The 18,450-nt window shown below is 70.7% G+C and carries 18 protein-coding genes; 10 read left to right on the top strand and 8 right to left on the bottom strand.

What is annotated here, in order from left to right:
- Window positions 1–23: 23 nt before the first annotated feature.
- The 6 genes from IE168_RS03460 to IE168_RS03435 are packed head-to-tail and all read left to right on the top strand — an operon-like array spanning window position 24 to window position 5,683.
- Window positions 24–281: a hypothetical protein gene (locus IE168_RS03460; protein WP_189495323.1), complete on the top strand. Its 258-nt coding sequence runs from the start codon at window positions 24–26 to the stop codon at window positions 279–281.
- Complete coding sequence (locus IE168_RS03455; RefSeq protein ID WP_229823057.1) at window positions 278–1,831, top strand: 4Fe-4S dicluster domain-containing protein; 1,554 nt, start codon at window positions 278–280, stop codon at window positions 1,829–1,831. Before IE168_RS03460 ends, IE168_RS03455 begins: the two co-directional genes overlap by 4 nt.
- On the top strand, window positions 1,831–2,337 hold the full coding sequence (locus tag IE168_RS03450; protein ID WP_189495230.1) for a FixH family protein: 507 nt from the start codon (window positions 1,831–1,833) through the stop codon (window positions 2,335–2,337). The genes IE168_RS03455 and IE168_RS03450 overlap by 1 nt, the downstream gene beginning before the upstream one ends.
- A gap of 1 nt (window position 2,338) precedes the next feature.
- Entirely contained in the window at window positions 2,339–4,756 is a 2,418-nt protein-coding gene (locus IE168_RS03445; protein ID WP_229823050.1) for a heavy metal translocating P-type ATPase, read from the top strand.
- Window positions 4,753–4,971, top strand: coding sequence for a cbb3-type cytochrome oxidase assembly protein CcoS (gene ccoS / locus IE168_RS03440; protein WP_189495229.1), 219 nt, complete (start codon window positions 4,753–4,755; stop codon window positions 4,969–4,971). The genes IE168_RS03445 and ccoS overlap by 4 nt, the downstream gene beginning before the upstream one ends.
- Complete coding sequence (locus tag IE168_RS03435) at window positions 4,961–5,683, top strand: sulfite exporter TauE/SafE family protein (RefSeq protein ID WP_189495227.1); 723 nt, start codon at window positions 4,961–4,963, stop codon at window positions 5,681–5,683. Before ccoS ends, IE168_RS03435 begins: the two co-directional genes overlap by 11 nt.
- 111 nt (window positions 5,684–5,794) lie before the next feature.
- On the opposite strand, the gene IE168_RS03430 is transcribed toward IE168_RS03435, so the two are convergent.
- From IE168_RS03430 to ald, 5 genes are all read right to left on the bottom strand, one after another.
- Window positions 5,795–7,063, bottom strand: a complete 1,269-nt coding sequence (locus IE168_RS03430; RefSeq protein ID WP_189495317.1) for a replication-associated recombination protein A — start codon at window positions 7,061–7,063, stop codon at window positions 5,795–5,797.
- Between the two features lie 150 nt (window positions 7,064–7,213).
- The gene (locus tag IE168_RS03425; RefSeq protein ID WP_189495225.1) at window positions 7,214–7,804 is read right to left on the bottom strand and encodes a hypothetical protein; all 591 of its coding nucleotides are present in this window, start codon (window positions 7,802–7,804) and stop codon (window positions 7,214–7,216) included.
- 251 nt (window positions 7,805–8,055) lie between these two features.
- Window positions 8,056–8,685, bottom strand: a complete 630-nt coding sequence (gene lolA / locus IE168_RS03420; protein WP_189495223.1) for an outer membrane lipoprotein periplasmic chaperone LolA — start codon at window positions 8,683–8,685, stop codon at window positions 8,056–8,058.
- A gap of 161 nt (window positions 8,686–8,846) precedes the next feature.
- Window positions 8,847–11,189 (bottom strand): DNA translocase FtsK, encoded by a 2,343-nt coding sequence (locus IE168_RS03415; RefSeq protein WP_189495221.1) that lies wholly within the window; start codon window positions 11,187–11,189, stop codon window positions 8,847–8,849.
- Window positions 11,190–11,274: 85 nt separating this feature from the next.
- The gene (gene ald / locus IE168_RS03410) at window positions 11,275–12,345 is read right to left on the bottom strand and encodes an alanine dehydrogenase (protein WP_189495219.1); all 1,071 of its coding nucleotides are present in this window, start codon (window positions 12,343–12,345) and stop codon (window positions 11,275–11,277) included.
- A gap of 191 nt (window positions 12,346–12,536) precedes the next feature.
- Between ald and trxB the strand changes: the two genes are divergently transcribed.
- From trxB to infA, 4 genes are all read left to right on the top strand, one after another.
- Complete coding sequence (gene trxB / locus IE168_RS03405) at window positions 12,537–13,490, top strand: thioredoxin-disulfide reductase (protein ID WP_189495217.1); 954 nt, start codon at window positions 12,537–12,539, stop codon at window positions 13,488–13,490.
- 109 nt (window positions 13,491–13,599) lie between these two features.
- Window positions 13,600–14,799, top strand: coding sequence for a GNAT family N-acetyltransferase (locus IE168_RS03400; RefSeq protein WP_386660298.1), 1,200 nt, complete (start codon window positions 13,600–13,602; stop codon window positions 14,797–14,799).
- An 11-nt stretch (window positions 14,800–14,810) separates the two neighbouring features.
- The gene (gene aat, locus IE168_RS03395; RefSeq protein ID WP_189495213.1) at window positions 14,811–15,578 is read left to right on the top strand and encodes a leucyl/phenylalanyl-tRNA--protein transferase; all 768 of its coding nucleotides are present in this window, start codon (window positions 14,811–14,813) and stop codon (window positions 15,576–15,578) included.
- Between the two features lie 89 nt (window positions 15,579–15,667).
- A complete protein-coding gene (infA, locus tag IE168_RS03390; protein ID WP_055248081.1) occupies window positions 15,668–15,886 on the top strand; it encodes a translation initiation factor IF-1 in 219 nt (72 codons plus the stop codon).
- A gap of 71 nt (window positions 15,887–15,957) precedes the next feature.
- Here the strand turns inward: infA and IE168_RS03385 are convergent, their stop codons facing one another.
- The 3 genes from IE168_RS03385 to arsC are packed head-to-tail and all read right to left on the bottom strand — an operon-like array spanning window position 15,958 to window position 18,416.
- On the bottom strand, window positions 15,958–17,262 hold the full coding sequence (locus IE168_RS03385; RefSeq protein WP_189495211.1) for an arsenic transporter: 1,305 nt from the start codon (window positions 17,260–17,262) through the stop codon (window positions 15,958–15,960).
- An 18-nt stretch (window positions 17,263–17,280) separates the two neighbouring features.
- Entirely contained in the window at window positions 17,281–17,988 is a 708-nt protein-coding gene (arsH, locus tag IE168_RS03380; protein WP_189495315.1) for an arsenical resistance protein ArsH, read from the bottom strand.
- Window positions 17,989–18,002: 14 nt separating this feature from the next.
- On the bottom strand, window positions 18,003–18,416 hold the full coding sequence (gene arsC, locus IE168_RS03375) for an arsenate reductase (glutaredoxin) (RefSeq protein ID WP_189495209.1): 414 nt from the start codon (window positions 18,414–18,416) through the stop codon (window positions 18,003–18,005).
- Window positions 18,417–18,450 lie beyond the last annotated feature (34 nt).

The following is an 18,450-nucleotide window of genomic DNA, read 5'->3' as shown; positions in this document are numbered from 1 at the left end:
GCTTCGACCACCCGCCGCGCCCCATGGCGCAGCGGGTCGGCGCCATCCTGTGGCCCAGCTTCTTCGCCGCGGGCGTGTCGACGATGGTCTTCTCGGCCTTCGTCGACCCGCTCGCGCTGCGTGACATCACCTTCCCCGAGCTGCAGATGAGCCGCAGCCTGGGCTACTCGATCGCCTTCTTCATGTTCTGGGTCGCGACCGCGGCCTCGAGCCTGTTCACCTGGATCCTCCTGCGGCCCTCGAGCCGCTTCAACAGGGCACTCCCCCCGGACAAGCAGTGAGCCGTCGCATTCCCCTGGAGCTGGCCGATGACACCGGCGGCTCGATGTACGTCAGCGAGCGCAAGGTCTATCCGCGCGAGGTCTCCGGCCGCCTGAACACCCTGCGCGTTGCCGCCGTGTTCTGGCTGCTGGGCATGTTCTACGTCTTCCCCTGGCTGCGCTGGGACGGCCGCCAGGCGGTGCTGTTCGACCTGCCGGCGCGCAAGTTCCACGTCTTCGGGCTGACCTTCTGGCCGCAGGACTTCCTGTTCCTGGCGCTGTTGCTGATCATCGCGGCGCTGGCGCTGTTCTTCTTCACCGCCCTGGCCGGACGCCTGTTCTGCGGCTACGCCTGCCCGCAGACGGTGTGGACCGAAGTGTTCCTGTGGATGGAGCGCTGGACCGAGGGCGACCGCAACAAGCGCATGAAGCTCGACGCCGGCCCGTGGACGCGCGAGAAAGTGCTGCGCAAGGGCGCCAAGCACGCGCTGTGGGCGGTGTTCGCGCTGTGGACCGGCTTCACCTTCGTCGGCTTCTTCACCCCGATCACCGAGCTGGGCGCGCGCCTGGTGCCCTTCGAATGGGGCGGCTGGGAAACCTTCTGGGTGCTGTTCTACGCGCTGGCCACCTGGGGCAACGCCGGCTTCCTGCGCGAGCAGGTCTGCAAGTACATGTGCCCCTACGCGCGCTTCCAGAGCGCGATGTTCGACCGCAACACCCTGATCATCGCCTACGACCCGATGCGCGGCGAGCCGCGCGGCCCGCGCAAGCGCGGCCTGGGCAGCATCGCCGCGCGCGGCCGCGCCCTGCTCGACCAGGTCACCGCCTACGACTACGTGTTCCGCTCGGCGCTGCACCCGACCGCGGCCGACAACCGCGTGCAGGCCGCGGGCACGATCACCCTCGGCGAGGCCGGCCAGGTGGCCGAGCCGCTGCCGAAGTTCGCGCCCGACGAGCTCGGCGACTGCATCGACTGCACCATGTGCGTGCAGGTGTGCCCGACCGGCATCGACATCCGCAACGGCCTGCAGTACGAGTGCATCGCCTGCGGCGCCTGCATCGACGCCTGCGACGCGGTGATGGACAAGATGGGCTTCGAGCGCGGCCTGATCCGCTACAGCACCCAGAACGCCATCGACGGCAAGCCCACCCGCATCGCGCGCCCGCGCGTGCTCATCTACGGCGCCCTGCTGCTGGCGCTGGCCGTGGCCTGGGTGGTGGGCGTGAACACGCGCAGCCCGCTGATCGTCGAGGTGCTGCGCGACCGCAACGCGCTCTACCGCGCGGTCGGCGGCGGTGAGGTCGAGAACGACTACACCATCAAGGTGGTCAACAAGAGCGACGACGAGGCCACCTATCGCATCGTGATCGAGGACGTCGCCCCCGGCATCGAACTGCGCGGCAGCGGGCTCGACGCGGTGCGCGCCGGCGCGCAGCAGGTGATCAGCGTCCCGGTGATCGTCACCGCGCCGGACTCCATCAAGGGCCGCCAGCCGCTGACCTTCCGCGTCGAGACCATCGACGGCGGGGCCAGCGAGACGGTCGACAGCAGCTTCTTCGGACCGATGTGATGACAGACGACAGGAAACGACCCTTCTGGCGCGAGCCGATGATGTGGCTGGTGCTGGGCCTGCCCGCGGCCTCGGTGGTCGCCGGCGTGATCCTGGTCAGCCTTGCGGCGCGCGATTCCAGCGATTCCGTCGGCGACGTGGTTTCGCGCACCGCGCAGATCCAGGTGGCCGACCTCAGCCCGGACGCGCGCGCGCGCGACCTGCGCCTGAGCGCAATCGTGCGCGTCGACGAAGGCTTCATCGAGGTGCTGCCGGTGACCGGCGACTACCAGCGCCAGCAGCCGCTGCGCCTGGTGCTGCGCCACCCCACCCTCGCCGCCTCCGACCTGGAGCTCCGCGCCGAGCCCGCGGACAACGGCTGGCGGGCCGCGGTCGAGCTTCCGCTCGATCACGACTGGAAGCTGGAAGTGATGCCGGAAGGCATGCCGTGGCGCCTGCAGGGCCGCCTGCCGGCGGGCCAGCGCGCCGCCCACGTGAAGCCGGCCCTCTCCGGCGAGCAGGGGTGAGGTGAGCGCGGGCGCGGTCGCCACGGCCGCCGCCGTGCGCGACGCGCAGGGTGGGGATGCCGGCTGCTTCCACTGCAGCGAACCGCTGCCCGCGACCCCCGCCACCGCCCACGTCGACGGCCAGTCCCGCCGCTTCTGCTGCGACGGCTGCGCCGCGGCCGCACAGTGGATCCGCGACGCCAACCTGGTCGACTACTACCGGCTGCGCTCGGAGCCCGCGGGTCGCGCCGTGGTCGACCTCGAAGCGCAGCTGGCCGCGTTCGACCGCGACGACATCCAGGCCGGCCACGTCCGCGACGTCGACGGCGGCCGCGAGATCACCGTGCTCACCGACGGCATGCGCTGCGCCGCCTGCGCCTGGCTGATCGACCGCGCCGTGGCCCGCGAGCCGGGCGTGGTGGAGGTCGTGGCCAACGCCGTGACCGGCCGCGTGCGCATCACCTGGGACCCGGCGGTCGCCGCGCTGTCGGGCCCGCTGCGCCGGCTGGCCGCGCTCGGCTACGTGCCTTACCTCGCCACCGGCACCGACCGCGAGCGCGAGCGCCGCGCGCAGCGCAACCGCGACCTGGTGCGCATCGGCATCGCGGGCCTGGCCTCGATGCAGGCGATGATGTTCGCCGAGGCGCTGTACCTGGACATCTACCAGCAGATGCCGGTCGCCACCCGCGACTTCCTGCGCTGGATCACCTTCCTGGTGTCGACGCCGGTGGTGTTCTGGTGCGGCTGGCCGTTCATCGCCGGGATGCTGCGCGAGCTGCGCAACCGCCACCTGGGCATGGACACCCTGATCGCCAGCTCCACCCTGCTGGCCTACTTCGCCAGCGTCTGGGAGACGCTGCGCGGCGGCACCCACGTCTGGTACGACGCGGCGGTGATGTTCGTCTTCCTGCTGCTGGGCGCGCGCATGCTCGAACAGCGTGCGCGCCGCATCGCGGTAGCCCAGGTCGATACGCTGGCGCGCGCGCGACCGGCGCTGTCGACGCGCGAGCTGGCCGACGGCAGCCGCGAGGTGGTGCCGACCGCGTCGCTCGTTGCCGGCGACATCGCCTGCGTCGCGGCCGGCGACGCGGTGCCCGCCGACGGACGCCTGCTCGACGCCCCGGCGCGCTTCGAGGAAGCGCTGCTGACCGGCGAAGCCCATCCGGTCCTGCACAAGCTCGGCGACACCATCTACGCCGGCACGGTCTGCCGCGAGGCGCCGGCGCGCATCCTCGTCGAGCGCGTGGGCGCCGGCACCCGGCTGTCCGAACTCGAGACCCTGGTCGAGCGCGCCCAATCGCACCGCCCGCGCGTCGCGCAGCTGGCCGACGCGATCTCCGGCCGCTTCGTCGCCGGGATCCTGGTGGTGGCGGTCCTGGTCTACATCGGCTGGCGCTTCCACGATCCGTCGCGGGCGCTGGAGGTCACGCTGGCGCTGCTGGTGATCAGCTGCCCCTGCGCGCTGTCGCTCGCCGTGCCCACCGCGATCACCGTCGCCCACGGTGCGCTGGCGAAGCTGGGCGTGCTGGCCAACGACGCCGACGCCCTCGGCTCGCTCGCCGCGGCCACGGACATCGTCTTCGACAAGACCGGCACGCTCGGCAGCGGCCGGCCGACGCTGGCGCGCGTGGAGGCCTTCGGCGGATTCGACGTCGAAGACGTGCTGGCCATCGCCTCGGCGCTGGAGCGCGACAGCCTGCATCCGATCGCACGCGCGTTCGAGGGCCAGGATGCGGGCCTGGGTGCCGTCGATGTTGAAGAGCATCCTGGCCAGGGCATCGCGGGTATGGTCGAAGGGCGCGGCTGGCGCCTGGGGCGCGCCGAGTTCGCCGCCGGGCGCATCGACGACGGCGCACTCTGGCTGGGCGACGGCCACGAGGCCGCCGCGCGCTTCGTGCTCGAGGAGCCCCCGCGCGCCGACGCCGCGGCCGCGATCGCCGGGCTTCGCGGCCAGGGCGTCGAGGTGCACCTCTCCAGCGGCGACGCGTCGGGCCCGGTGAACGCCTTCGCCGACCGGCTGGGCATCGACCGGGCCGCATCGCGCCAGTCGCCGGAGGACAAGCTCGCCGGCGTGCGCGCGCTCCAGGCCGACGGCCGCGTGGTGGCGATGGTCGGCGACGGGCTCAACGACGCGCCGGTGCTGGCCGGCGCCGACGTCTCGATCGCGATCGGCAGCGGCGCCGCCCTCGCCCACCGCGCGGCCAGCCTGGTGCTGACCGCGCCCTCGCTGCTGCGCATCCCGGCCGCGGTCGCGCTGGCCCGGCGCACGCGCAACATCGTGCGCCAGAACCTGGCCTGGGCGCTCGGCTACAACCTCGTCGCCATCCCGCTGGCGGCCGCGGGCCTGGTCACGCCCTGGGTGGCGGCGCTGGGCATGGCCCTGTCGTCGCTGATCGTCACCGTCAATGCGCTGCGCCTGGCGCGGATTCAGGCCGCATGAACATCCTGCTTTTCCTCATCCCGATGAGCCTCGGCCTGCTGCTGCTCGCGATCTGGGCCTTCCGCTGGGCGGTGCGCAAGGGCCAGTTCGAGAACCTGGACGCGGCCGCCATCGACATCCTGCGCGACGACAGCGCGGACGTGCCGGCTTCCGGATCGGGCGCGGCGGACGTTCCGCGCGGTTCCGTCGAGCCCGGGCCCGACAATGCCGATTGACTGGCTCGCCATCGGCGCCGCGCTATTGACCGGGCTGATGGGCGGCGTGCACTGCGCCGCCATGTGCGGCGGCATCGCCACGGGTTTCTCGGCCATGGGCGGCAGCCGCGGCTGGTGGACGGCGATGCAGCCCAACCTCGGGCGCGTGGGCGGCTATGTGCTCGCGGGCGCGGTCGCCGGCGGCATCGGTGGCGGGATCCTGGCGGCGGCACGCAGTCCCTGGCTCGCGTTCGGTGCGCGGATGCTGGTGGGCGCGGTGCTGGTGCTGGTGGCGCTGCGGCTGCTGGACCGCAGCGGCCGCCTGTCCTTCCTCGGCCGTCCGGGCACGGCGCTCTGGCAGCGCCTGCGCCGGCTGCAGGCGCCGCTGGTGCCGGCCGACACCGCGGCCAAGCGGATCGCACTCGGCGTGCTCTGGGGCTGGATGCCCTGCGGACTCAGCACCACCATGCTGGCCGCGGCCTGGCTGCAGGCCGACGCGCGCAACGGCGCGCTGACCATGGCGGCGTTCGGGCTGGGCACGCTGCCGCTGATGGTCTCGCTGACCTGGTCCGGCGCGCGCCTGGGGCAGTGGCTGCAGCGCGGTCCGTGGCGGATGGCGGTGGGGGGCGTCGTGCTGGGCGCGGGTGTGCTGACGATCGCGGCGCCGTGGCTGATGCATATTCCGGCGCTGGCGGGGCCGCTGGCGGCGCTGGGATGTCTGCCGCCGCCTTGAGGTGGCTGGTGGTTGTGGCTGCAAGCCGGTCCTGCAGGCGCTTGGCGGGTCTGGTCGCAGCTGTAGCTGCTCCTACAGGGGGTGGCCGTCTGGACGCGGTTGTAGCTGCTCCTACGGGGGGTTGGTGCGTTGGGTTCGGGCGGCGCGGAGGCGTTCCAGCTTCTCGCGCAGCTTGATCTCCAGGCCGCGTTCGACCGGGCGATAGTAGACGCGCTCGCCCATCGCGTCGGGGAAGCCGGTCTGGCCGAGCGCCACGCCGCCTTCGGCATCGTGGTCGTACTGGTAGCCGGCGCCATGGCCGAGCTGCTTCATCAGCTTCGTCGGCGCGTTGCGCAGGTGCATCGGGACTTCGGCGCTGCCGTACTCGGCCACGTCGCGCTTCGCTTCGCCGAAGGCCTTGTAGGCGGCGTTCGACTTCGCGGTGCTGGCCAGGTACACCGCCACCTGGGCGAGCGCGAGATCGCCTTCGGGACTGCCCAGGCGGTCGTAGGCGTCCCAGGCTTCCAGCGACATGGTGAGCGCACGCGGGTCGGCCAGGCCGATGTCCTCGACCGCCATCCGGGTCAGGCGACGCGCGAGATAGGCGGGGTCGGCACCGCCGTCGAGCATGCGCGCCAGCCAGTACAGCGCGGCGTCCGGGTTGGAACTGCGCACCGACTTGTGCAGCGCCGAGATCTGGTCGTAGAACTGGTCGCCACCCTTGTCGAAGCGGCGGCTGCGGTCGGCCAGCACCTGGCCCAGGGTCTCGTCGGTGATGGTGCCGCCGTCGCCGGCGAGCTCGGCGGCGATCTCGAGCAGGGTGAGCGCGCGGCGCACGTCGCCGTCGGCGGCCGTGGCGATGAGCCGCAGCTGGCCGTCGCCGATGGCGATGCCGCGCCCGCCGAGGCCGCGGGCGTCGTCGTCCAGCGCGCGCCGCAGCGCCACCTCGATGTCTTCGGCCGACACCGCTTCCAGCACGTGCACGCGGCAGCGCGACAGCAGCGCGGAATTGAGCTCGAACGAGGGATTCTCGGTGGTGGCGCCGACGAAGATGATGGTGCCGCGCTCGATGTGCGGCAGGAACGCGTCCTGCTGCACCTTGTTGAAGCGGTGCACCTCGTCGACGAACAGCACCGTGCGGCGCCCACCGGCGAAGGTGTGCTCGGCTTCGGCCAGTACCTTGCGCACGTCCGGCAGCCCGGTCAGGACGGCCGAGATCGCGCGGTACTCGGCGTCGGCGTACTCGGCCAGCAGCAGCGCCAGCGTGGTCTTGCCGCAGCCCGGCGGCCCCCACAGCACCATCGAATGCACGCGCCCCGATTCCACCGCGCGGCGCAGCGCGGTGCCCGGGGCAAGCAGCCGCCGCTGCCCGACCATCTCGTCGAGCGTGCGCGGGCGCATGCGCTCGGCCAGCGGGCGCAGCGCGAGCGCGTCGGTGTCTGGGGGCAGGAGGCCGGGGCCGGCGTCCGGGACTGGCTTGCGGGACACGTCGCATCCGCGGGATCGGGGGCGGCCACGATACCAAGCCCGGCCCGGCCCCGCGCTGCGCGCTCAGTAGCCCGCGGTGCCGCCGTCGTCGTGCGCGACGATGTTGGGCGCGAGTTCGTGTTCGATGCTCAGCCAGTGCCCGGCCTGGAGGTCGTAGATGGCGTCCACGTGCGCCGCGGTGCTGCCGCCGGGCCCGAAGTCGGCGATGCCGCTGGCGTCGATGCGCAGGAAGCGCTGGCCCGACTGGATGCTGCTGATGTCGTCGAGCTGGAGGAACACGCGGCCGGCGCCGGGCAGTGACTCGAACTCCGTGGCGATCCGCGCTTCCAGCTCCCCCACCAGCCTTGCATCGTTGGGCACGAAGCGTTCGCCTGCGGCCTCGCCGTCACCGCCCAGGGTGATGTCCGGATACCCGGCGGTGCCGAAGGTGGCGTCGTAGCGGCTCCGATAGTGGAAGGCGAGCCAGTCCTGCCCTGCTCCGCCCAGGCGCAGCTGGCCCACGCCCTGCACGACCGGCTCGCCCGCCGCGCCCGGTTCCAGGCTCGCCGGCCCGAGCCGCAGTTCCAGCATGGGGTCATCGAAGCGCTCGCCCAGCGTGGCCACGAGCACTGCGGCGACCGCGGCCTGGGCCTGGTCGGCCGCCGGCACGGGCATGGAGATGGTGTCGGCAGCCCCCCCACCCCTGGCCGTGCCCTCCCCTGTGCCTGCCAGCGCGCACGGGGCGACGACGGCGGGCAGCATGGCCAGGAGCAACAGCGGGGCGTGGTGGACTGCCGGCATGGAAACGACGCTGGTGGAAGGAGCTACGTTCCCTGTAACGCGAGAACGGCGCGGAGGGGGCCACCCGCCGCGCCGTCCGTGCTGTCAGCCCGCCGCTGCGGCTCGTGTCCGCCGCAGCGCCGGCGTCAGCCTTCGCCGACCACGTCCACACCGGCCGGCGGCACGAAGCGGAAGGTCGCGCGGTCGAAGGCCGGATTGCGCTTCCAGCCGCTGAACGCGAGCTCGGTGCGCTGGCCCAGGGTGTCGACCACTTCCATGCGCACCAGCGCCTGGCCACTGAAGCCCAGGCGGGCGCTGCTGAAGCTGGCCTGCTCGGCATCGCGCGGCGACAGCAGCAGCCAGGACAGGCCGTCCGCCTCGCCGCCCTCGCGGACGTTGAAGTCGCGCTCCAGGCGCGCCGGATCGACCAGGGCCGCGAGCGGGCTGTTCTGCTCCTCGGGCCCCTGAGGACGCACGGTGACCTGGTCGAGGTCCGGATCGAACACCCAGACCTTCTCGCCGTCGGCGACGATCAGCTGCTCGTAGGGGGTGGCGTACTCCCAGCGGAACAGCCGCGGCGCGGACAGCGCGATGCGGCCCTTCGAGGTCTCCTTCAGGCGCCCGTCCAGGTCGTAGAGCTTCTGTTCGAAGCTGCCGTCGAGGCCTTTCAGCCCCTTGCTGAAGGCATCGAGGTTGTCGCGCGCACCGGCGAACGCGGTGCCGGCGAGGGTGGAGGCCAGGGCCAGCGCGGCCAGCCAGTAGCGCATTCGGATCATCGGAAGCTCCTTCGCTGGGAGATGCGCGGCGAGTGTGCGGGTGTGGGGCTGAATGCGAGTGTAGGAGCAGCTACAGCTGCGACCGGCATCGCCGCGACACCGCTGCATGCCGCGGGTCGCAGCTGTAGCTGCTCCTACATTTGGGGCTTGGGGCGTACGGGCTACTGCGGGGGTGGGGGTGCAAGGACGCTGCGGTCGCCGTTGTGCTCGGGCGCCGAGACCACGCCGGCGGCCTCCATCGCCTCGACCAGGCGCGCGGCGCGGTTGTAGCCGATCTTGAGCCTGCGCTGCACGCCGGAGATGGACGCGCGGCGGGTCTCGGTGACCACGCGCACCGCCTCGTCGTAGAGCGGATCGCTCTCGTCGCCGCTGCTGCTGGACTCCGGCAGGCCGGTCGCGCCGACCACCACGCCGTCGCCCATGCTCTGCACTTCCTCCAGCACGCCCTCGATGTAGTCGGGGCCGCCGCCGGACTGCTTGAGGTTCTCGACCACGCGATGCACTTCCTCGTCGGACACGAAGGCGCCGTGCACGCGTTCGGGCATCGCCGTGCCCGGCGGCAGGTACAGCATGTCGCCGTGGCCGAGCAGCGTTTCCGCGCCGGACTGGTCGAGGATGGTGCGCGAGTCGATCTTCGACGACACCTGGAAGGCGATGCGCGTGGGGATGTTGGCCTTGATCAGGCCGGTGATCACGTCCACCGACGGCCGCTGCGTGGCCAGGATCAGGTGGATGCCGGCGGCGCGCGCCTTCTGCGCCAGGCGGGCGATCAGCTCCTCCACCTTCTTGCCGACGATCATCATCATGTCGGCGAATTCGTCGATGAAGATGACGATGAACGGCAGCGTGTCGAGCGGCTGGGCGACCTCGTCGATTTCGGGGTTCGCCTTGAACAGCGGATCCAGCAGCGGCTGGCCGGCCTCCTGCGCGTCGCGCACCTTCTTGTTGAAGCCGGCGAGGTTGCGCACGCCCACCGCGCTCATCAGCTTGTAGCGGCGCTCCATCTCGGCCACGCACCAGCGCAGGCCGTTCGCGGCCTCCTTCATGTCGGTGACCACCGGCGCCAGCAGGTGCGGGATGCCCTGGTAGACGCTGAGCTCCAGCATCTTCGGGTCGATCATCAGCATCCTGAGGTCCTTGGCCGAGGCCTTGTACAGCAGGCTCAACACCATCGCGTTCACCGCCACCGACTTGCCCGAACCGGTGGTGCCGGCGACCAGAAGGTGCGGCATGCGCGCGAGGTCGGCCACCGTCGGCCGGCCAGCGATGTCCTTGCCCAGCGCCAGCGTCAGCGGGCTGGATGACTTGTCGTACTCCTTCGAGCGCAGCAGCTCGGACAGGTAGATCATCTCCCGGTGCGTGTTCGGCGTTTCAAGGCCGATCACCGACTTGCCCGGGATCACGTCGACCACGCGCACCGACTTCACCGACAGCCCGCGGGCGATGTCCTTGTCCAGCGAGCTGATCTGGCTGACCTTGATGCCCGGCGCCGGCTCGATCTCGAAGCGCGTGATCACCGGCCCGGGATAGGCACCGACCACCTGGGCATCGATGCGGAAGTCCTTGAGCTTGAACTCGATCTGCCGCGACAGCGTTTCCAGCGTCTCCTCGTCGTAGCCCTTGGGCTGCGGCTTGGGATCGTCCAGCAGCGCCAGCGGCGGGACGCCGCCGCCGTCGCCGACGTTGAACAGCGGGATCTGCTGCTCGCGCCTGGCGCGGTCGCTCTTTTCCACCACCGGCGCCGGCGGCGGCTCGATCTTCACCTTCTCGCGCTTCGCCCGCAGTTCGGTGTCGATCTTGCGGACCTCGGTGCGCTCCTCGCGGTGCGCGCGCGCCTCCTGCCATTCACTGGCCTGCTTGCTGCCGCGGCGGAACAGCGCCGGCAGCTTGATCACCCAGCCGCCGAGCGCGTCCATCACCTTGAACCAGGACAGGCCCGTGGCCAGCGTCACCGACACCAGCAGCAGTGCCAGCAGGAACAGGTTGCCGCCCACCGGGCCGAACGCCGAATACAGCGAGTTGCCGACCAGTCGGCCGAGGATTCCGCCGCTGCCGGCGGAGTAGCCTTCCACCGCGCCGATGCGCAGGTACAGCAGGCCGGTGGAGGAGACGATGAAGCCGACGATACCGACCAGGCGCAGCGCCGGGCCGAGATCCGCCTGGCCGTCGCCGTCGGTGTCCATGCCGAACAGCGCGATCCACGCCACCGCGCCCAGGATCAGCGGCAGCACGAAGGCCACGTGGCCGAACAGGCCCAGCACCACGTCGGCCACCCAGGCACCGACGCGGCCGCCGGCGTTGTTGAGCGGCGCGGTGAGGCTGCCGGCGTTGCTCCAGCCCGGATCGCTTGGCGAGTACGTGACCATGCAGGCGAGCAGGTACACCAGCAGCGGCGCGATCGCGATCAGCGCGATGTCGCGCAGCAGCTTCTGCCGGCGGGGATTGGGGGCCGTTGCGGCCGCCGCGGGCGCCGCCTTGCGCTTGCGGCGGGAGCCGCGTTCCATTGCGGGGCGTGCTGCCACGTGTGATCAGACCTTAAGAAATGCTCGCAATGGGATGATTCTACTCATACTCCGCGTGCATGCGTGCTCAGGGGGACATCTCGAGCAGTGCGGGATGCACCAGCCTGCCATCGGCCACGTTGATGCCGCGCGCCAGCGCCGGATCCGAGGCCGGGTCGCGACCGCTCGCCAGGCGGTCCACCCAGGGCAGGATCGCCGCGCAGATCGCCTGCGACGAAGTCCGCGGCACGGCCCCGGGCATGTTGGTCACGCAGAAGTGCGTCACGCCCTCCTCCACGTAGGTCGGCGCCTCCCAGGTGGTCGGGCGCGAGGTCTCGAAGCAGCCGCCCTGGTCGATGGCGATGTCCACCAGCACGCTGCCCGGCTCCATGCCGGCGACCATGTCGCGGGTCAGCACCTTCGGTGCCTTGGCGCCCGTCACCAGCACCGCGCCAACCACCAGGTCGGCGTGCGCGACCGAGCGCGCGACCACGTCGTGGTACGGGTACAGCGCGGTGACGTTGTGGCCCAGCTGCGTCATCTGCTCCATGCGGTCGGGGCGCATCTCGAAGACGGTCACGTTGGCGCCGCCGGCCGCGGCCAGTGCCGCCGCGGCGCCGCCGGCCCTGCCCGCGCCGAAGACCACGACGCTGCCGCGCCCGGTCGACGGCAGGCCGCCGAGCAGCTTGCCCTTGCCGCCCATCGGCATGTGCAGCAGCTGGGTGCCGACCTGGACGCCGATGCGCCCGGCGATCACCGACATCGGTGCCAGCAGCGGCAGCTCGCCGCCGGGCAGTTCGACGGTCTCGAAGGCGACGCCGGTCAGGCCGATGTCGAGCAGCCGGCCGGTCAGCGCGGGCTCGGCGGCCAGGTGCAGGTAGCAGAACAGCAGGTGGTCGCGGCGCAGGTGCTCGAGGTCGCCGGCGATGGGTTCCTTGACCTTGACGATCAGCTCGCCCCGCTCGTACAGGGCCGCGGCGTCGGGGGCGATGTGCACGCCCAGGGCGCTGTAGTCGTCATCGGCGAAGCCGGACTTCGCGCCGGCGTCGTGCTCCAGCCACACCTCGTGGCCGCGCTTGACCAGGTCGCCGGCGGCGCCCGGCACCAGCGCCACGCGCCCTTCCTGCGGTTTGGTTTCCTTCGGAACGCCGATGCGCATCAGCCCTTCTCCGTCTTCGATCCCGCTCTCCGTTCCCGCACAAAAAAACGCCGCATGCGCGGCGTTTCGTCCTGGTGCTGTCGGGAACCCTGCGTTGCACCGCCCGTGCCCGCGTGCGCCTTGTCTTGCCGCGCCGGCGCCGCCAAGCTATGGGCTTCCCAACGCCGTGATTCCATGGCTTTCGAGTATACATGACCACTTCCAAGCACTGCCGCCTGCTGATCCTCGGTTCCGGCCCTGCCGGCTGGACCGCCGCCGTCTACGCCGCCCGCGCCAACCTCAAGCCCGTCGTCGTCACCGGCCTGCAGATGGGCGGCCAGCTGATGACCACGACCGAAGTCGACAACTGGCCGGGCGATGCCCACGGCCTGATGGGCCCGGACCTGATGGCGCGGATGCAGGCGCACGCGGAGCGCTTCGAGACTGAAGTGGTGTTCGACCAGGTGCACTCGGCCGACCTCTCGCAGCGTCCCTTCCGCCTCAAGGGCGACAACGGCGACTACACCGCCGACGCGCTCATCATCGCCACCGGTGCCACCGCCAAGTACCTGGGCCTGGAGTCGGAGGAGAAGTTCAAGGGCCGCGGCGTCTCCGCCTGCGCCACCTGCGACGGCTTCTTCTACAAGGACCAGGACGTGGCCGTGGTCGGCGGCGGCAACACCGCCGTGGAAGAAGCGCTGTACCTGTCAAACATCGCCCGCAAGGTCTACCTGGTGCACCGCCGCGACACCCTGCGCGCGGAGAAGATCATGCAGGACAAGCTGCAGGCCAAGATCGACGCCGGGAAGATCGAGCCGGTCTGGCACCACGTCGTCGACGAGGTGCTGGGCAACGAGGCCGGCGTCACCGGGCTGCGCCTGAAGTCGGTGCAGGACGAGAGCACCCGCGAGATCGACGTGCACGGTTTCTTCGTCGCCATCGGCCACACGCCGAACACGTCGCTGTTCGAAGGCCAGCTGGCGATGAACAACGGCTACCTGGAAATCCGCTCGGGACTTGCCGGCGGCGCCACCGAGACCTCGGTCAAGGGCGTGTTCGCGGCCGGCGACGTCGCCGACCAGGTCTATCGCCAGGCCATCACCTCGGCCGGCTTCGGCTGCATGGCGGCGCTGGATGCCGAACGCTTCCTCGACAAGGACAGCTGATCCTCCGCCACGGATCCATGCGGACAGACGCGGACCGACGCGATGACGACGAAGGCTCGCCCGGGGCATGACCAGCCCCGGCCTGCCCCACGGACATCCGCGTAGAACCGTGGCAGGACACGCGTTTCGGGCACGCATCTTCGAATCGCTGGCGCAGGTCCCCGCCGCGGCGTGGGACGGGCTGCACGACGGTGCGAACCCCTTCGTCGCACATGCGTTCCTGGGGGGACTGGAGCGGCATGGCTGCCTGCGTCCGCAGTGGGGCTGGACGCCGCGGCACCTGACGCTGTGGGACGGCGATCGCCTGGTCGCCGCGGCACCGGGCTACCTGAAGACCAATTCGCACGGCGAGTTCGTGTTCGACCATGCCTGGGCGCATGCCTATGCGCGGCACGGGCTCGACTACTTCCCGAAGTGGCTGGGGGCCGTGCCCTATTCGCCGGTGACCGGGCCACGGCTGCTGGCGCGTGACGACGCCGCGCGGCGCGCCCTGCCCGACGCGATCGTCGAAGACGCCATGGCCCTCGGCCTGTCCTCGGCGCACGTCAACTTCCACACCGCGGGCGAGGACGCCGCCTTCGACGACGGCTGGCTGCCGCGCACCGACGTCCAGTATCACTGGCACAACGAGGCCGGCTGGCCGGACTTCGACGCCTTCCTCGGCGACATGGATCATCGTCATCGCAAGAACATCCGCCAGGAACGGGCGAAGGTGCGGCGCGCCGGCGTCACCTTCCGGGTGCTGCACGGCGACGAGGCCGACGCATGCGACCTGGCGGCCATGCACCGTTTCTACCTGGAGACCTTTGCCGACTACGGCAACGCACCGGCGCTGACCCTGGAGTTCCTGCACCACCTCGCCGCCGCGATGCCGCGCGCACTGGTGCTGGTGCTGGCCGACCTGGACGGCGAAGCCATCGCCGGTGCGCTCTGCATGCGCGGCGCCGACACGCTGTACGGACGCTACTGGGGCGCCAGCCGGCAGCTTCCCGGGCTGCACTTCGAGACCTGCTACTACCAGGGCATCGAATACTGCCTGCGCGAAGGCCTGCAGCGCTTCGAGCCGGGGGCCCAGGGCGAGCACAAGATCGCGCGCGGGTTCCTGCCCGCCTTCGTGCGCAGCCGTCACTGGATCGCGGATGCAGGCTTCCGCGGTGCACTGCGCGACTGGTGCGCGGAAGAGGCCGAAGCCACCCGGCAGCAGGCGGCGTGGCTGGCGCGGCGCTCGCCGTTCCGTGCGCCGGCAGCCTCCACGAGCCCCGGGCAGGCCACGGGCGGCATCCGTTCCCCGGACCAGCCGGGCCCATAGAATCCGCAGGCATGGAGCTGCTCCCGCCGCTGCTGGGCAACGACCCGGAATCGCCGTTCCCGCCGGCGGAATCCGCGCTGCGCGAGCCCGACGGGCTGCTGGCCATCGGCGGCGACCTCTCCGCCACCCGCCTGCTGAACGCCTACGCCAACGGCATCTTCCCCTGGTACTCCGAGGGCCAGCCGCTGCTGTGGTGGTCGCCGGATCCGCGCACGGTGTTCGCGACCGACGGCGTGCGCCTGTCCTCGCGCTTCCGCAGGCGGCTGCGCGGCTGCGACTGGACGGTGGTCGCCGACCATGACTTCGACGCGGTGCTGCTCGCCTGCGCCCGGGCTCCTCGTGCCGGCCAGCACGGGACCTGGATCACCGATGCCATGCGTGCCGCCTACTGCCGGCTGCACCGGCTGGGGCATGCGCACTCCATCGAAGTGCGCGACGGCGAAGGGCGCCTGGCCGGCGGGCTGTACGGCGTGGCCGTGGGCCGGATGTTCTTTGGCGAGAGCATGTTCAGCGCCCGCAGCGGCGGCTCCAAGGTCGCGCTGGCGGCGCTGGCCCACGTGCTGCGTGGATGGGACTGGCCGCTGATCGATGCCCAGGTCGAGAACCCGCACCTGGTGAGCCTGGGCGCGGCCTCGTGGCCGCGGGCGCGCTTTCTCGCCGAGGTCCGCAGGCTCGCCGTGCTGCCCGGGCGCCCGGGGTCCTGGACGGACGCGTTCGGGCGGCTGCCGGTCGCGGCCCTGGGCGGGGTGTCCGGCGCGCCGCAGCCGCGCCCGGCCTGAGGAACTTTTGCGCGGGACGGCCGTCCGTGCGACAATTGCCGTCTTGCGGGCCTTGCGCCCGACCCACAGCAATGGTCAGTACAGGACGCATGGCGAAAGACGACGTCATTGAATTCGAGGGAGCGGTGTCGGAAACCCTTCCGAACACGATGTTCCGCGTGAAGCTTGAGAACGGGCACGAGATCATCGCCCACATCTCCGGGCGCATGCGCAAGAACTACATCCGCATCCTCACCGGCGACAGGGTCAAGGTCGAAATGACCCCCTACGACCTCACCAAGGGTCGCATCACCTATCGCATGAAGTAAGGCGCGCGGCGCGCCGGAAGAAAAGGCGGCCCGAAGGCCGCCTTTTTCATTCGTAGGCCTGCCGGCTTCGCTCACTGTGCAAGCGGCAGCCAGATCCAGAGCGCGATCAGGGTCGCCAGCAGTACGGGCGGAGTCAGGATCAGCCCGACCTTCATGTACTGGCCCCACGTGATCCGCTGGCCCTTGCCCGCCAGCACGTGGAGCCACAGCAGCGTCGCGAGCGAGCCGATCGGCGTGAGCTTCGGGCCGAGGTCATTGCCGACGACGTTGGCGTAGATCATCAATTCCCTGGTCAGCGCCGGCACTTCGGCCGCGTCGATGGCCAGAGCACCGACGAGCGTCGCCGGCATGTTGTTCATCACCGAGGCGAGGATGGCGACGGCAACGCCGGTCCCGATCGTGGCCACGAGCGAGCCCTGCGCGGCAAGCCAGGTCAGGACGGCCGTGGACGCGCTGGTGAGCCAGGCATTCCCGAGGCCGTAGACGACCAGGTACATGCCCAGCGAGAACAGCACGATCTGCCAGGGCGCGCCGAGCAGGACCTTCGTCAGGCCGATGCCCGCGCCGCGGCCGCCGCTGCCCCAGCGGCCGGCAATCGCCATCATGAGTACCGCTGCGACGCTCGTGACCAGCGCGATCGGAACGCCGAACGGAGCGGTCACGAAGTACGCGATCAACAGCAGGGCGAGCAGCGGAAACGCGGACCGGAAGATCGCCGGGTCCCGGATCGCCTGCCGCGGCTCTTCCAGCGCCTCGAGGCGATATCGAGCAGGAATGTCACGACGGAACCAGAGCCAGAGCACCAGCAGCGTCACGGCGACCGAAACCAGGTTCACCGGCACCATGACGGAGGCATACCTGCCGAAGGGAATGCCGAAGTAATTGGCGGTGACGATGTTGACCAGGTTCGACACCACGAGCGGCAGGCTGGCCGTATCGGCGATGAAGCCACAGGTGACGGTGAAGGCCATCGCGCCAGCCGCCGGGAAATCCAGTCGCAGCAGGATCGCCAGCACGATCGGCGTCAGCAGCAGGGCCGCACCGTCGTTGGCGAACATGGCGGCGATCGCGGCCCCGAGCAGAACGACCAGCGGAAACAGCTTGCGGCCGTTGCCGCCGCCCCAGCGCGCCACGTGCAGGGCCGCCCAGGCGAAGAACCCGGCCTCGTCCAGAATCACGGAGATCACGATCAGCGCAACGAAGGTGAACGTGGCATCCCAGACGATGCCCCATACCGTACCGACGTCGTCCCAGCCTACGACGCCCGTTGCCAGGGCGACGCCGGCGCCGGCGAGCGCCGACCAGCCAATGCCGAGCCCGCGCGGCTGCCAGACGACGAACACCAGGGTCACAATGAAGATCGCGAGGGCAAGCATGGTGCGCTTCCGCCGAGGTCAGATGGCGCGCTGGTCGACGCGGCTGGACAACTCTTCGGCGGTCTCGACCCGCTCGGAATAGCGGTCGGTCAGGTAGGCCGATCGGCCGCGCACGAGCCAGGTGAACTTGACCAGCTCCTCGCACACGTCGACGACGCGCTGGTAGAAGGCCGACGGCTTCATGCGGCCGGCCTCGTCGAATTCCTGGTAGGCCTTCGCAACCGACGACTGGTTCGGGATCGTCACCATGCGCATCCAGCGGCCGAGCACGCGCAGCTGGTTGACGGCGTTGAAGCTCTGCGAGCCTCCGGACACTTGCATCACCGCGAGCGTCTTGCCCTGCGTCGGCCGCTTCGCGCCCTGGGACAGCGGAATCCAGTCGATTTGCGCCTTCATGATTCCGGTCATGGCGCCGTGGCGCTCCGGGCTGATCCACACCATGCCCTCCGACCAGTCGGCGAGTTCCCGCAGCTCGGCCACCTTCGGATGGTCCGCAGGCGCGCCGTCGGGCAGCGGCAGATCGCGTGGATCGAAGATTCGCACCTCGCAGCCGTACCAGCGCAGGAGCCGGCCGGCTTCCTCGGCCAGCAGCCTCGAATAGGAACGCTCGCGCAGCGAACCGTAAAGAATCAGGATGCATGGCGGGTGCACCGGATCGCCCGGGGCGGCCAGCGCGTCCACGTCGATCGGGGCGAGCTGCGCGGGGTCGATGTTCGGCAGATCCATCAGAACCGGATCGCTCACGTCAACGTCCCGCCTGCAGTGACCACTTCGCCGTCTTCCTTCGTGAACGACGCCACCGGATGGTCGAGCAGCGCAAGCACCTTTTCGGGCGGCCGGCAGAGTGCCGCACCGCGACGGGTGACCACAATCGGGCGGTTGATCAGGATCGGATGCGCCAGCATCGCGTCTACCAGGTCCTCGTCGAGGAGCGCTGGGTCATCCAGCCCGAGTTCCGCATACGGCGTGCCTTTCTCGCGCAGGACTTCGCGCGGCGAGATGCCCATCGCGGCGATCAACTCCAGCAACCGTTCGCGCGAGGGCGGTGTCCGCAGGTATTCGATGACCTGGGGGTGCTCGCCGGACTGGCGCAGCATTTCGAGGGTGTTGCGGGACGTGCCGCAGGCGGGATTGTGGTAGATCGTGATCGCCATGCCGGTGCCTCAGGCCAGGAGCTGTTCGGAAATG

The organism is Luteimonas padinae (assembly GCF_014652935.1).
Classification (GTDB): domain Bacteria; phylum Pseudomonadota; class Gammaproteobacteria; order Xanthomonadales; family Xanthomonadaceae; genus Luteimonas; species Luteimonas padinae.
The sequence above is the reverse complement of the archived record's forward strand: the minus strand, read 5'-3'. Positions and strand labels throughout refer to the sequence as shown.

Bases quoted from the DNA above. Each gene is read 5' to 3' on its own strand.
- IE168_RS03415 (WP_189495221.1), bottom strand. From the start codon at position 11,189: ATGGAACGCGGCTCCCGCCGCAAGCGCAAGGCGGCGCCCGCGGCGGCC.
- infA (WP_055248081.1), top strand. From the start codon at position 15,668: ATGGCGAAAGACGACGTCATTGAATTCGAGGGAGCGGTGTCGGAAACC.
- arsH (WP_189495315.1), bottom strand. From the start codon at position 17,988: ATGGATCTGCCGAACATCGACCCCGCGCAGCTCGCCCCGATCGACGTG.
- trxB (WP_189495217.1), top strand. From the start codon at position 12,537: ATGACCACTTCCAAGCACTGCCGCCTGCTGATCCTCGGTTCCGGCCCT.
- IE168_RS03435 (WP_189495227.1), top strand. From the start codon at position 4,961: ATGCCGATTGACTGGCTCGCCATCGGCGCCGCGCTATTGACCGGGCTG.
- IE168_RS03450 (WP_189495230.1), top strand. From the start codon at position 1,831: ATGACAGACGACAGGAAACGACCCTTCTGGCGCGAGCCGATGATGTGG.
- ccoS (WP_189495229.1), top strand. From the start codon at position 4,753: ATGAACATCCTGCTTTTCCTCATCCCGATGAGCCTCGGCCTGCTGCTG.
- ald (WP_189495219.1), bottom strand. From the start codon at position 12,345: ATGCGCATCGGCGTTCCGAAGGAAACCAAACCGCAGGAAGGGCGCGTG.
- IE168_RS03460 (WP_189495323.1), top strand. From the start codon at position 24: ATGGCGCAGCGGGTCGGCGCCATCCTGTGGCCCAGCTTCTTCGCCGCG.
- lolA (WP_189495223.1), bottom strand. From the start codon at position 8,685: ATGATCCGAATGCGCTACTGGCTGGCCGCGCTGGCCCTGGCCTCCACC.
- IE168_RS03430 (WP_189495317.1), bottom strand. From the start codon at position 7,063: ATGCGCCCGCGCACGCTCGACGAGATGGTCGGGCAGCGGCGGCTGCTT.
- IE168_RS03385 (WP_189495211.1), bottom strand. From the start codon at position 17,262: ATGCTTGCCCTCGCGATCTTCATTGTGACCCTGGTGTTCGTCGTCTGG.
- arsC (WP_189495209.1), bottom strand. From the start codon at position 18,416: ATGGCGATCACGATCTACCACAATCCCGCCTGCGGCACGTCCCGCAAC.
- aat (WP_189495213.1), top strand. From the start codon at position 14,811: ATGGAGCTGCTCCCGCCGCTGCTGGGCAACGACCCGGAATCGCCGTTC.
- IE168_RS03425 (WP_189495225.1), bottom strand. From the start codon at position 7,804: ATGCCCGTGCCGGCGGCCGACCAGGCCCAGGCCGCGGTCGCCGCAGTG.